Raw genomic sequence first — 13,202 nt, 5'->3', positions numbered from 1 at the left:
CAAATGAGGCGGCGAGCTTAGCATGGCAACCGCCGGTTTTGATTGATCCAGGACGCCTGGCAGCACGAACGTGCTTGCATCTGCCGGTAGTGATCAGTAAAAAACCCCAGTGCCGGACGCTGATCAGCGTGGCCTTTAGAGTCGATCCATCGACCGAGCCTGAACTCCCGAGGAAATGCATCAATGAAAAAGTGGCAATGTGTGGTCTGCGGCCTGATTTATAACGAAGCGGAAGGCTGGCCGGACGACGGTATTTTGCCGGGTACCCGTTGGGAAGATGTGCCTGAAGACTGGCTCTGCCCGGACTGCGGCGTGGGCAAGATGGATTTCGAAATGATCGAGATCGCCTGATCGAATTCTGTGGATTGAACGACCAATAACAAGGAGCAGGGAATGAGCGCACCGGTGGTGATCGTGGGAACAGGTCTGGCGGGTTACAACCTGGCCCGGGAATTTCGCAAGCTCGACGGAGAAACGCCGTTGTTGCTGATCACTGCCGATGACGGCCGTTCCTACTCCAAGCCGATGCTGTCTACCGGTTTTGGCAAGAACAAGGACGCCGACGGCCTGAGCATGGCCGAGCCCGGCGCCATGGCCGAGCAGCTCAAGGCCGAGGTTCGCACCCACACCCGCATCAGCGGCATCGACCCGGGCCACAAGCGTTTGTGGATTGGTGAGGAGGCGGTGGCCTACCGGGATCTGATCCTGGCCTGGGGCGCGGAAACCGTGCGGGTGCCGGTGCAGGGCGACGCATCCGAACTGATTTTTCCCATCAACGACCTGGAAGACTACGCACGCTTTCGCGCCGCGGCGGCGGGCAAGCGGCGGGTGCTGTTGCTGGGGGCCGGGCTGATCGGCTGCGAGTTTGCCAACGACCTGATCCTTGGCGGCTACAGCGTGGACCTGGTGGCCCCGTGCGAACAGGTGATGCCGACCCTGCTGCATCCGGCCGCTGCGGCAGCGGTCCAGGCCGGACTGGAAAGCCTGGGCGCGCGCTTCCACCTGGGACCGGTGCTCAACCGCCTGCAACGCTGCGCCGACGGCCTGGAAGCCCATCTGTCCGATGGCCAGGTGATCGCCTGCGATCTGGTGGTCTCGGCCATTGGCCTGCGCCCGCGCATTGATCTGGCCGCGGCTGCCGGGTTGGTGGTCAATCGCGGCGTGGTGGTGGACCGCGAGCTGAAAACCTCCCACGCCAATATCTATGCCCTGGGCGATTGCGCCGAGGTCGACGGCCTCAACCTGCTGTACGTGATGCCGTTGATGAGCTGCGCCCGGGCCCTGGCGCAAACCCTGGCCGGCAAGCCCACCGCAGTCAGCTACGGGCCGATGCCGATCACCGTGAAGACCCCGGTCTGCCCGCTGGTGGTGTCGCCACCGCCACGGGGCACCGAAGGTGTCTGGACCGCTGAAGGGCAGGGGGCCGACATCAAGGTGCTGTGCCGTGACGCCAGCGGCCAGCTGCTGGGTTACGCCCTGACCGGGGCGGCGGTGATGGAGAAACTGGCCCTGAACAAGGAACTCCCGGCCCTGCTGGCTTAAATACCGGTCGTTCTGTCGGAATAACCGGGTTTTTGCACCTACAAAGGTCGTGGCAAGACTGGCGCCACTCTCAAGCGCGTGCCATCCTCACTCCCGTCTGCCGCAGCGTAGAGCCTGCGGCGCCTTGGGCGCTGTTCCCGTGAACAGCACGGACATAACAACAAAAAACCGTCAAAGAGGCTTCACACTATGCGTAAACCAGAACTCGCCGCAGCCATTGCTGAAAAAGCGGACCTGACCAAAGAGCAGGCCAATCGCGTGCTCAACGCCATCCTTGAAGAGATCACCGGGGCTCTGCACCGCAAAGACAGCGTCACCCTGGTTGGTTTTGGCACCTTCCTGCAACGCCACCGTGGCGCCCGCACCGGCAAGAACCCGCAAACCGGCGAGCCGGTGAAGATCAAGGCCAGCAACACCGTGGCATTCAAACCGGGCAAGGCGCTGAAAGACAGCGTCAACCCATAAGCATTGAGCGAGCTCCCGGCAGCGGGAGCTTGCAGGGGAAAATAGGCACGCCGAGCGCATCGGGTGCCTATTTTTTTTGCCCGCTGATTGCTTGCGGATCAGCTTGCGAAGCCGCGGTGGCGTGGCTAGGATGCGCGATTGTCCGACACGTGATCTAAGGCCAAGGATGACCCGTTCCACTGACAAACCCCCGGCATGGGTGGCCGCGTTGCGCTACCTGGGGCGCCCCGATATCGCCGCCATGCTACTGGCCTGCATCCTCTCCCTTGGCCTGTCATCGGCCTTTGCCGGCAGCGACTCGCGACTGGCCCAGATCGGCTATCGCGAGGCCCTCAACTGGTTCCACAGTCAGAAATACGACAGCGCCGGCGTCTGGCTCTGCGGCTATTCCCTGGCCCGCGAGGACTACAGCGTGGCGCCCAAGGCGCCGCGTTTGCTGGTGGAAGTGGATGAGCGCTTTCTCTACCTCAAGACCGGCGGGCAACTGGTGGAACTCACCGGCGCCGCCCAGGGCCCCGAGCGCAGCGAGTACCAGAATGCCGGCGCCCATATCCGCGTCACCCTGAACATCCTCAAGCGCAACAACTTCAGCGAGTACCAGGAATCCCACGACCGCCAGGTGCTGGCAAAGATCGAGATGAACGATCAGATCCAAACCCTGACCCTCAAGGGGCAATCATGCGGTACTTGAACCGGGTGGGCCTGAGCCTGCTGCTCAGCGCTTGCACCCTGCCGGCCCTGGCCGATGAGGCCAATCCGGGTCAAGGCTGCTACGGCTACCTCACCGAAATGGTCAGGAGCAGTGATTTTCCCTACCGCGACTTCACCACCCCAGAGCGGCTCAAGCTGCTGATCGACCGCGATGATGGCGATGAACTGAGCCTGCAGCTGTTCTACGAAACCTCCGGCAGCGGGATCATCGGCTGGGTTCGCTACGACGTGCCGCAGCAAGCGCTGTGGAATGTCAGCATCGATCCCGAGGAGCCCCAGGCCCTCAAGTTCGACCGGCGCTTTGCCCAGGCTTACGCCTCCTGTCTGGAAGCACGCTGAGCCTGATCCTGGTGCCTTTGCCGGGCTGGATTGGTTTGTTCAAAGTTGCCGACGGGTTCCTTGATTGTTGCCGGTCATTGCTTGAAAATCCGCCGCTGTCCGACCCCCCTCAGCATGGAACGCGAACCTCTTGTCCTCTTACCGCATTCAAGAAGCCGACCTCGACATCCCCGACGCCTGGCAGGACCAGAGCATCAATATCTTCAAGCTGCCGGCTGTGGGCGGCGCCCAGGAAGCCAGCTTCGTCATCAGCCGCGACCCGAGCCAGGGCGACGCCTCATTCGCCGATTACGTGGCTCGGCAACTGAGCGGTGCCGAGCAGCAACTGCCGGGCTTCACCCTGATCAAGCGCTGGGAGTTCGACATGCACGGCCACGCCTCGGTCCTGCTGGACTACAGCTGGAAACGCGAAGGTCGCGAGCTGATGCTGCGCCAGGTGTTCATCGAGCGTAAGCCGGCGGTGCTGATCACCACCCTGACCACCACGCCGCAAGACCTGGTGCACCACGAGCCGGCCTGGAAACAGGCCATGCAGAGCCTCAAGCCTCAGCCTTCGCGGGCCTGATCCCTTCGCTGAGTAGCGCACCATGGATATGTTGGCAGCAGCGCGCCTGGGGGATGAGATCGCCCACGGTTTTGGCGTGGCGGCGATGGTGGCGGGGGCCGTTGTCGGTGCCCTGATCGGCGCCGCGGTGGTGGCGGCGACCGTGGCCACCGGTGGGGTGGCGATCGCCATCATCGCCGGTTCGGTCGCGGCCGGTGGCCTGTCGATGTTCCAGATCGCCAAGGGCCTGAGCACGATTTTCAACCTGCCTGAACCCAGCACGGGGGTGCTGGTGGAGGGCAGCTTCAACGTCTACATCAACCTGCGCAATGCCATGCGCGCGGGGCAGGACCACTCATCCTCATGCAGCGGCCTGCCCATGAACCACCCGATCTGGCCGTTCCCGGTACTGATCGCCGAGGGCAGCGCCAAGGTCACCATCAACGGCAAGCCGGCGGCGCGCCTGCAAAGCAAGATGGTCTGCGGCGCCCACATCAAGACCGGCAGCGAAAACACCTTCATTGGCGGGCCCACGGTGCAGGTGGCGTTCGTCCTGGATATCGAAGGCTGGATGCACACCGGGCTGGAGGCGCTGGGGCTGCTGGCGGCCGGGGCCGCCCTGGTGCTGGCGGCCTGTGCCGGAGCGGCGGCGTTTTTCGGCGCCCTGGCGGTCGGTGGCGCGATGTATGGCGGGATGTCGCTGCTGGGGGACCTGGGCGACCGTTTGGGCCCGGGTTATCGCGATCTGCTTCAGGGCGTGGCCGGAATGGCCTTGCTGGGCATGGGCCCCAAGCTGGCGCGCACGCCGATGAGCGCGACACAACGCACGCTGATGGCGCAGCGCCGCCAGGCGCAGATGCTCAAGGACAATCGGGGTTTCAACGTCAGCCCGGTGGCGTGGGACAAATACCCGACCATCGGCCGCAATGGCACTTATGTTTCCGACAAGAAGGGTGTCGCGGATATCATCGGCGACTTTTCCGGGCGCTCGAAAGTCACCATCAGCACCGAGAAAGCGGCGAAGCTCGAACGGGCTTTCGGTCTGGAAGAAGGCTCGTTGAAAGACGGCTTCAAGATTCGTCAGGTCGATAATGTCATCGAGCGTATGCCCAGAAGCCCGATGGAGGGCAACCAGTACTTCCTCGGCCCGGGTAAGCACCTGCCGGGAGGAGCACCGGAAATGGTGGTCGAGTCGATCCCGACCAAAGACATGGACGGGGTCAAAACCTTAACTGAGGTGTTTGTAAGTGACTGAGCAAGAATTGCAGGCCTATGTGGAAAAGGCGGATGCCGACACAGTACGTGTTCGGGTCATGGACGCTTCGCTGGACGCGGCCCTGGTGGCCCTGGGGTTTGGCGCAACGATCGAACCGGGGGTGTATGCCCTGGACGTAGCGGACGACGGGCGCAAGGCGCAGCTCTTCGATGCCTTGCGCACGCTCGGCGTGGCCTTCGCCGATGGCAAGGAATGGTGCCCGGCCGAGGTTTTTGAATACCTGCGCGACATGAACCTGCTCAGCGGCACGTTCACCCGGGTTTCCTGGCGCGAGCCCGGACGTTATCACCTGGTCGAGGTCTGATCGTCCGCCTCGAAGGACCACCCTTGACCAGTGGCCGTCTTACACGGGACCGAGATGAAATTCATCGATCTGTTGGTCAACCGCGAGGAGATGTTCTCCATGGGCATCGAAGCACTCAGCGGCCAGTACTACGTCTCCTTCCCGGTCAGCCTCGGCGTGGTCGACTACGAGGAGTTCTACGCCATTGATCGCGCGACCTTCGAACTGTTCGAACAGGACCTGCAGGCCGCGCTGGAATTCGTCACCCGCGCCAGAAAGCGCGAGCTGGATCAGTTGCTGATCATGAAGCCGGGCAAGAATCGCGGCACGGCGATCTGACCCGGCTGGCGTCGAGGCAGATGCCCAGGCATCCGCTCACTGGCCGAACGCGGCATTGAGTTCTTTGAGGCTATGGCTGTAGTGCTTTTTCTTCGGATGAAAGTAGACCTCTTTCAGGCTCTTGGAGGTCAGCAGCGGGCTCATGTCGCCGTCTTTCAGATCCCAGAATTGCAGTGAACTCAGGCGCTCCATTGCCGGGGCGAACGACACCGAGTCGAGCTCGGAAATGAACACGTCCTCAAGGGTGTTGTTTTGCGCCAGGAACCCGTAGTCCCGTAGCTGGCTGCATTTTTCGATGTGCAGGGCTTTCAGGCTCTTGAGCGCGTTGATGGCGCTGATATCGAGCATCTTCGGGTTGTGCTGGATTTGAATCGACGCCAGCTTGTCCAGCCTCTCGATGCCGGCCAGCCGCTCGATGCCGCCGCCGCTGATGCGCAGTTCCTCCAGGGCGGTGAGCTTCGAGAGAAACTCGCAATCCTGATTCTTCACCGCTACCAGCAGCAGGTGCTTGAGCCGTGGCAGCTCCAGGGGTTCCAGCGCCTCGTCGGCGCCGGTGATGTACAGCGTCTGAAGGCTGGGCAGTTGCGAGAAGTCGATACGCCCCTTCAGGTAGGGGATCGACAGCAACGTCAGCTGCGGCAACGAGTACAGCGGGCTCAAATCCACCTGCTTCAGGTCGATGTCATCCGACAGATCCAGCGATTTCACGCTGCTGTGCCCACTCAGCGCACTCAAGTCCAGCGGCGCACCCTTGGCCGCTTTGGCAGAGCCCATGACCCGCAGGTTGGCGTAGCCCTTCTTGCTGGCGTATTCGATACCTGCGGCGAACTGTTGGACCGGTATTTCCAGTGCGTCTATGTCTTCGTTGTAGCTGAAATTCTTCATTACTTACCCCCACATGATCCGGATTTCTTGAACTTGTTGTCCAACTTCGTGACCAGCCTGTTCACTTTGCGCTGGGTCTTGGCATCCGCAGCTTCGTAATACTTTTTGCCCGGCGAGTTGAGATTCGGGCTGTTGGCGAACTTCGCCGAGTTGCGCGCGTTGTACTTCTGCATCAGACGATGTTCCACCATGAAGCCCATCTTGCTGTCGCCGAAGTCCAAATGGGCAAACTGCGTAGCATTGGCTTTGCCCTTGATGCGGGCGAGCATCGAGCTGTTCATGCGGGTCACCGGCCCCTTGCCGATGTAAGAGATCTTGCCATTGGTGAAGATGTAGGTGCCTGTCCAGCCCAGCGGATCAAAATACGTCAGCGGGTTGGGGCCGTAGGTGTAGAGGTTCAGGCCGCCTTCGAGCCCGATGGGGTCGGGGCTGATGTAGCGGCCGATGTCCGGGTCGTAGAAACGGAACGTGTTGTAGTACAGCCCAGTCTCGCGGTCATGGTACTGACCTTGAAAACGCAGGTTCTGTTCCTCGAGGTAATAGGGCTCGCGCTCTTCCTCGGCAATGTTCCCCCAGACCCGGTAACGGGCCTGCCAGACGCTGTGCCCATCGGCTTCCGTCAGTTGTAGCGGCAGGCCATTGAGGTCGTTGTGATAGTGCCGGACCTTCTGCAGGGCGCCCTTGCCATCGATCCGAGCCAGCACCTCGAAGCCATCGTCGACATACAGATAGAGGCTGGTGGTGCTGTTGCGCTGCTCTTGCAGCAAGCGCAGGCCATCCCAGGCGAAGCGGGTTTCGCCCAGCAGATAGCCCTGAGCGTCATGTTCGGTTTTCTGGATGCGGCGACCCAAGGGGTCGTAGCTCATCCTTACCCTTGTTTCCCGCTGACCGGCCTGATTGCACACCTCTATCAGCCGATGTTCCGCGTCGTAGCTGAAGTGCTGGATCAGGTGGCTGGCGCTGCGTTTCTCGATCAGCCGGCCAAAGCCGTCGTAACGGAAGTGCTTGTCCTGAAACACGCGCTGCTGGTTGTGCAGCACCGGTCCGGACGCGGCCGATTGGCCATCCAGCAGGTTGGCGGCAGCGTCGTAGGCAAAGGTTTCGGTCTGGCCCAGGAGGTTGTCCTGGCTGGCGATGATGCGTTCGCTCGCATCGTAGTGATACAGCTGGTGTTGCCCGCCGCGTGGGCGCTGTTCGAGCCGGCCGATGAGATTGTCGGCAGGGTCATACTCAAAGTGCTTGCGCACCGGCGCCGGCAGCGCCGCGGGCTGCCGGGTCGGACGTTGCAGGCGCGAGCGCAAGCGTCCGGCGCGATCATATTCGCTGAGGGTCGTGAGCTGGCCCTGGGTCCGCAGCACTTCGCGGTGCAGGCGATCGCGTTCGAAGTCGCTGACCACCTGGCCGTCCACATTGATCTGGTGCAGGTGGCCGCTACCGTAGTACAGGCGGTTGATCCAGCGCCCATCAGGCAACTGGCTCTGGCACAGGTTGCCCAGCTCGTCGTAGTGATGCTGCAAACATCCGTCCGCGCTCTGCTCTTCCAGCAGTTGGCCGAGGGCGTCATAGGCGAAGGACAGGGTTTGCGACTGCTGGTTCTGGCCGGTAAAGACCACCCGTGTCAGTTGATCCAACGGATCATGCTGATACTCGGTCAAGCCGTCGGCGGTGACCTTGGCGAGAATCCGGCCCACCGCATCGCGTTCCAGGCGATGGACGATACTCGGCGGTTGCACACTGCCCGAGGGGGCGGCCAGATACTCCACGCCAACCACGTTATCCAGCACGTCATAGTGGTACTGCTGCACGCTGCCATTGAGGTCCTGTTGCCGGATCAGGCGATCCCCGGCATCCCAGGCAAACCGGTAGCTTTCAGCGTTTTCGTTTTGCAGCGCCTGAAGGCGGCCGTAGGCGTCATGACTGAACTGCACCCGGCGCCCATGGGCATCGATGCGAACCTGAAGCTGGCCCTGTCGATCGTACTGGTAGTGGGTGGCGTGCCCGGCCGGATCGATGTAACCGGTCAGCTGGCCGCTGTGGTCACGCAGGAACTGCTCGACGCGGCCGTCCGCGAGCTGGTTGCGCAGCAGGCGCCCACGGGCGTCGTGCTGGAAGACCGTCTGTTCACCCATGGCATCGGTGATGGCCTGCAGGTAGCCGCGGCGGTCGTAGCTGAAGTGGGTCGGGTAGCCTGAGCAATCGGTGAATCGCAGCAACTGCCCCAGGTCGTTCCACTGCAGACGCTTGGTCTTTGCGCTGGCATCGGTGATCTCGACCATCCGCCCCTGGCTGTCATAGCGGTAGTGGGTGGCATGGCCCAGAGGATCGGTTTCACGGATGCAATTGCCCCGTGGATCGTAGTCGTAGGTCCAGCTGTTGCCGGCGGCGTCGGTTTCGATCCGCGGCAGCGACCAATGCTCCAGCCACAGGGTCGACTCGCGTCTGCCCAGGGGATCAAGGGTCTCGCTGAGGTTGCCGGCTTCGTCGTAGCTGAGCTGGAATTGCCCGCCCTGTGGGTCCGTTGCACCCAGTAACTGACGTTCGTCATTCCACTGGAACTGCCAGGTCTGCCCCAGGTTGTCGGTGTACCCGGTGATTTGATGCTGTTGGTCCCAGTGCCGGATGCTCTGGCGTTGCAGGCCGTCCTCTATCCGGGTGATGCCCGCCTGCAAGTCATAGTCAAAGCGGTATTCCTCGCCGCTGTCGGTCCAATGCCGGACCACGCGCCATTCGACGTCGTCGATCTGCGCCCACTGATAGAAGCAGCGCAGTCCGCTCGGCAGCTGGTGTTCCACCATGCGCCCACCCTCGTAGGCAAAACGCCGCTGTACGTGCTGGCTGGCGTCCTGTACCTGAGCCAGATCGCCATGGGCGTCATAAGCGTAACGGGCGAGGATTTCCCGCTGCTGGTCCGGGTACAGGCGCTCTATCTGTTGGACCCGGCGGGGCCATTGCGCGCTGTAGATCAATTCGACCTGAACCAGGTCGAAGGTGTCGCGCAGGCGGATCAATAGCCCGGCCGGGTCATAGTCGAGGTAAATGCGGTTGTCGTTGCGGTCGCCGAACTGGCTCAGGCGCAGCCGCGAGCCTTGCACGGGATCGGGTTCAAACAGACGGTACAAGCCGTTGTTGCTCTCGATCAGCAACTGACCGTTGCCGTTGCGCCTGACACTCAGCCCTTCGCCTGGGCTGAAGGCGGCGGCGCCCAGGGGGATCGAGCCCATATCGATGCGCCGGCCCTGCTCATCGAGGTACACCAGATGTTCGCCGCCCTCGGGGTGAGGTTCGATCAACACGCTGATTTCGTACGGCACGCTCCAACCGTTACCGAATAGCCCGTCGCGCCGCTGATCGAGGCTGTTGTAGAAGCGCTGCCAGTCGATGGGCAAGAGGCCCGGCAAGACAAAGTCCATGTCCGCGACGCCGCCCAGGACCTTGGCCCCGGTCGCCGCATGCACCGGGTTCGGCGAGCCCACCGCGGCATTGGTCAGGGCGCCCATGGCCTGGCTGACCACAAACGAATTGACTCCCGCCAGCAACATGCAGGGCAGGTTGGCCTTGAAGTTGCCCTTGCCGCCCTTGAGCATCATCAGCACGGTAATCGCCAGGCCTATCCCCGGGGTCTTGCCGCTGCGGATCTCGCGCACCACCACCGAGCCGCCGCCGATGGACACGTTGGACGACACCATGCCCGCCGAGACCACCTTGGCATCGCAGGTGCTGCGATCGCCGCTACGCACCGCTGGCTGGCCGTTGATGGAGACCTTTTCCGAGCCTTCGGCCAGAAACTGCGGCGGCATCGGCGGATGCTTGGTGCAGGTCACCAGGTCCAGCGGCTTGGGTTCTGCACCGGGTGCGGGGGTGGCGACGGTCGGGCGCCACATCTGCGAAAAGAACCCTTTGGCCATGTCCAGGAAGCCGGGCTCCGCCTCTGACGGCCCCGGTGACTCGCTGGTGGGTTCCGGGCTTTGCGGGGTGCCCGAGGGCGGGGCAGGGGGCGGCGCCGTACCGGCGGCCCGTGCAGCCGGAATGTTATTGGTCAGGGTATCGGTGGAGCCGCTGAGGATGGTGGCCTGCACGGAGGGCGGAAACAGCGCGTTGCCTATCCAGTCGCACATTTTCGTCAGGCCTTTGTCGGCCCCGGTCTTGCTCATCGCCAGCCCGACGATCACCCCCACTACGGCGCCCAGCAGGCAGGCTCCGAGCCCGCCTGTGGCCACGGTGATGCCGGTCGCGGCCACCACGGCGGCGGTGGCCAGGGCGGTAATCGCGATGTTGGCGGCGACCTCCAGCACACCGCTGAGGATGTCCGCCATCATCGAGCTGTGTTCGAGCCCGTCACCCAGGCGTGCGGCCCACAGAAGTGCGTCAGACATGCCGCTGGCTCATCATCAAGGCGTGTTGAAGTTCAGGGATTGCTTGATGCTGGCCCAGTGCGCGGCGTCGCTATCGTTCAGCGGTTGTGCCTTGACGTAGCTGAGGGCAAGCATCTTGCGAGTACCGGGCAGAACCAGCGCCAGTTGGTACTGGAAGACCTGCTCGGTGCCCTTGTTGAACTGGCTGCGCAGCTCCAGAGCGTCGACCTCCTGGGCGCTGCCCACGCGAATCGCCACGCCGGGCTGGTAGCGCAACTCCTGAACCTGTTGCTCGAGTTTCTTGAGCTGGCTGTCGAAGCTGCTCTGCAGGGTTTCACCCGCGGCCAGCTGGCTGCGGCTGACGATCAGCGAGGTGCCCAGCTCCGGGAACTTGAGGATGTTGATCGATGCGTCCAGCAGCTCGCTGGGCGGCAAGGCGAACTGAAATTCATTGATGCGATAAGTCATGGCGCTGGGCTCTGGTTAGGGGGTGCCCTGGGGCTTGGGAAACATGGCGTCGACGCTGGCATCGATGCTGCCTTTGACGCCCTGGCCTTCAGGGGTCGCGCCAGCGCTGCCGCCGTTGTTCAGGTGCAGCACGCCGCCGGTATTGAATTCGGCATCGCCCGAGGCATAGAAGCTGATCTGCTTGCCGCTGAGGTTGATCTGGCCGCTGGCGTTCAACTCCAGCACGCTTTCGCCGCAGACCAGGCGCAGGTTCTCGCCCACTTCGATGATGTAGCTCTGGCTGATGCTGTCGGTCTTTTTGCCGCCGACCACCAGCACGTCGAGCTCCTTCACCGCGCGCAGGCGGGCAGAGCCGATGGTCACGGTCTCGTCGCGGCCAATGCTCTTGACCCGGTCATTGCCCACCGAGTGGCTTTCGTTGACCTCGACCACGATGTCCTGGTTGCGCTCGGCGTGGATGTACAGCTGTTCGGCGCCCTTTTTGTCTTCCATGCGGATTTCGTTGAAGTTGGCCGGGCTGCCGCCTTTGCTCGAACGACTCTTCATCCCGCTCTGGGTGGCGTTGGCCGGCAGGTCGTAGGGCACGGTCTGCTCGGCGTTGTACACCCGGCCGGTGATGATCGGGCGGTCGGGGTCGCCTTCGAGGAAGCTGACGATCACCTCCTGGCCGATCCGCGGGATCTGCATCGAGCCCCAGTTCTTGCCGGCCCAGGCCTGGGACACGCGAATCCAGCACGAGCTGTTCTCGTTGGACTGGTCGTGGCGGTCCCAATGGAAGTGCACCTTGACCCGGCCATATTGGTCGGTCCAGATCTCTTCCCCGGCCGGGCCCACCACCCGCGCGGTCTGCGGGCCCTGGACGATGGGTCGCTGGGTCTTGGCCAGGGGGCGGAAACTCTGCTGGGCGTCGATGCAGGTCAGGTGGCTTTCGAACTGTGCCGAGCCGCCGCTGCCGCCGGTCTCCAGGCTCTCCTGGACCACGTAGTAGTGGATGCCGACGATCAGGTACTCGCGGTTCTGGTCCTGGCGGCTGAAGCCGGTGAGGTTGAACAGGTTGCCCACCCCCAGGCCACGGGCATTGCCGCTCAGTTCGATGCGCTCGTGCAGGCTTTGCAGGGCTTCGATGCGGGTCTGCGCGTAGTGCTCGCCGTCGCTGCTCTGCACGTAGGTGCCGGGGTAATCGTAAAGCGGGTAGTCGCCGGCGCTGTGGGGGCGCGGCATGGCCGAGCGCACGTCGATCCGTGCGCTGGGGCGTTGGAAGTCGTAGTCGTTGAGCTCAAGGGAGCCGGGCTGGACTTCCTGGGCCAGGTGCCAGTCGAAGATGTGGTCGCGCTCGCGCTGTTGCTCGTCCCGGGGGTAGTAGGGCACCGAGGCGTAGCCGGGCACGCTGCTGTGGGCACCGTAGGCGTCAGCCAGCACCAGCACGTGGCGGTCCTTCTCGTGGCGGAAGAAGTAGTAGATGCCTTCCTGTTCCATCAGCCGGCTGACGAAGTCGAAGCTGGTCTCGCGGTACTGCACGCAGTATTCCCATTCCCGATAGGGACGGCTCAGGGCGTCTTCGAAATCGGAAAAGCCCAGGTCGCGAAACACCTGCTTGATGATCTGCGGGATGCTCAGGTTCTGGAAAATTCGGCAGTCGGAGGTGCGGCTGAGCAGCCACAGCCAGGGGCGCAGGGTCACCTGGTAGCTGGCGAACTGGCCGCTGTCGACGTTCTGGCTGCAGCGGGCCACGATGCCGTGGAAATAGCGCTGGCTGCCGTCGTCCAACTGCACGCTCAGGCCCATGGGTTTGCCCAGCAACTGGTTGAGGTCGATGTTGGCGTCGCTGGAAGTCAGCTGCAGCTGGTAATCGAACAAGCGCCCCAGCTCTTCGCCGCCGCCCATGCTGTTGAGCAGCAGGACGTCCGGTCCCAGTGGGCAATTGACCTGTGCCAGTCGTGTGGATTGCTGAAATAGCATCGTCAGTCTCGTTGAATGCGTGGTGTGCCTGAACACTGC

General features: G+C 62.9%; 13 protein-coding genes. 9 read left to right on the top strand and 4 right to left on the bottom strand.

Annotated elements, in window-relative coordinates:
* Positions 1 to 183: 183 nt before the first annotated feature.
* From WIN67_RS30325 to WIN67_RS30285, 9 genes are all read left to right on the top strand, one after another.
* Complete coding sequence (locus WIN67_RS30325) at positions 184 to 351, top strand: rubredoxin (RefSeq protein WP_025130776.1); 168 nt, start codon at positions 184 to 186, stop codon at positions 349 to 351.
* Between the two features lie 42 nt (positions 352 to 393).
* Complete coding sequence (locus WIN67_RS30320) at positions 394 to 1,542, top strand: NAD(P)/FAD-dependent oxidoreductase (RefSeq protein WP_123390091.1); 1,149 nt, start codon at positions 394 to 396, stop codon at positions 1,540 to 1,542.
* A 189-nt stretch (positions 1,543 to 1,731) separates the two neighbouring features.
* Positions 1,732 to 2,007: an HU family DNA-binding protein gene (locus WIN67_RS30315; RefSeq protein WP_102862305.1), complete on the top strand. Its 276-nt coding sequence runs from the start codon at positions 1,732 to 1,734 to the stop codon at positions 2,005 to 2,007.
* 166 nt (positions 2,008 to 2,173) lie between these two features.
* Positions 2,174 to 2,698 (top strand): hypothetical protein, encoded by a 525-nt coding sequence (locus tag WIN67_RS30310; RefSeq protein WP_102881316.1) that lies wholly within the window; start codon positions 2,174 to 2,176, stop codon positions 2,696 to 2,698.
* Positions 2,686 to 3,057 (top strand): hypothetical protein, encoded by a 372-nt coding sequence (locus WIN67_RS30305; RefSeq protein WP_102881315.1) that lies wholly within the window; start codon positions 2,686 to 2,688, stop codon positions 3,055 to 3,057. The genes WIN67_RS30310 and WIN67_RS30305 overlap by 13 nt, the downstream gene beginning before the upstream one ends.
* A gap of 130 nt (positions 3,058 to 3,187) precedes the next feature.
* Positions 3,188 to 3,622 carry a DcrB-related protein gene (locus WIN67_RS30300; protein ID WP_102862302.1) on the top strand — a complete coding sequence of 145 codons (435 nt, stop codon included), beginning with the start codon at positions 3,188 to 3,190 and terminating at the stop codon, positions 3,620 to 3,622.
* A 22-nt stretch (positions 3,623 to 3,644) separates the two neighbouring features.
* On the top strand, positions 3,645 to 4,856 hold the full coding sequence (locus WIN67_RS30295; RefSeq protein ID WP_102881314.1) for a PAAR domain-containing protein: 1,212 nt from the start codon (positions 3,645 to 3,647) through the stop codon (positions 4,854 to 4,856).
* Complete coding sequence (locus WIN67_RS30290) at positions 4,849 to 5,181, top strand: hypothetical protein (protein WP_042940740.1); 333 nt, start codon at positions 4,849 to 4,851, stop codon at positions 5,179 to 5,181. Before WIN67_RS30295 ends, WIN67_RS30290 begins: the two co-directional genes overlap by 8 nt.
* Positions 5,182 to 5,235: 54 nt before the next feature.
* Positions 5,236 to 5,499: a hypothetical protein gene (locus WIN67_RS30285; protein ID WP_110594209.1), complete on the top strand. Its 264-nt coding sequence runs from the start codon at positions 5,236 to 5,238 to the stop codon at positions 5,497 to 5,499.
* A gap of 36 nt (positions 5,500 to 5,535) precedes the next feature.
* Here the strand turns inward: WIN67_RS30285 and WIN67_RS30280 are convergent, their stop codons facing one another.
* From WIN67_RS30280 to WIN67_RS30265, 4 genes are read right to left on the bottom strand one after another with little or no spacing between them, the layout of a single operon-like run.
* Entirely contained in the window at positions 5,536 to 6,384 is an 849-nt protein-coding gene (locus WIN67_RS30280; protein ID WP_339070421.1) for a hypothetical protein, read from the bottom strand.
* Complete coding sequence (locus WIN67_RS30275) at positions 6,384 to 10,757, bottom strand: RHS repeat-associated core domain-containing protein (RefSeq protein WP_339070420.1); 4,374 nt, start codon at positions 10,755 to 10,757, stop codon at positions 6,384 to 6,386. Before WIN67_RS30275 ends, WIN67_RS30280 begins: the two co-directional genes overlap by 1 nt.
* Positions 10,758 to 10,772: 15 nt before the next feature.
* Positions 10,773 to 11,204, bottom strand: coding sequence for a DcrB-related protein (locus tag WIN67_RS30270; RefSeq protein WP_110594212.1), 432 nt, complete (start codon positions 11,202 to 11,204; stop codon positions 10,773 to 10,775).
* A gap of 15 nt (positions 11,205 to 11,219) precedes the next feature.
* Positions 11,220 to 13,163, bottom strand: coding sequence for a type VI secretion system tip protein VgrG (locus WIN67_RS30265; RefSeq protein ID WP_110652897.1), 1,944 nt, complete (start codon positions 13,161 to 13,163; stop codon positions 11,220 to 11,222).
* Between the last annotated feature and the right edge of the window lie 39 nt (positions 13,164 to 13,202).

Origin of the sequence: Pseudomonas idahonensis (assembly GCF_037903935.1) — a bacterium.
In the GTDB taxonomy this organism is placed as follows: Bacteria; Pseudomonadota; Gammaproteobacteria; order Pseudomonadales; family Pseudomonadaceae; genus Aquipseudomonas; species Aquipseudomonas danubii.
This window is presented reverse-complemented; position numbering and strand designations above follow the sequence as displayed.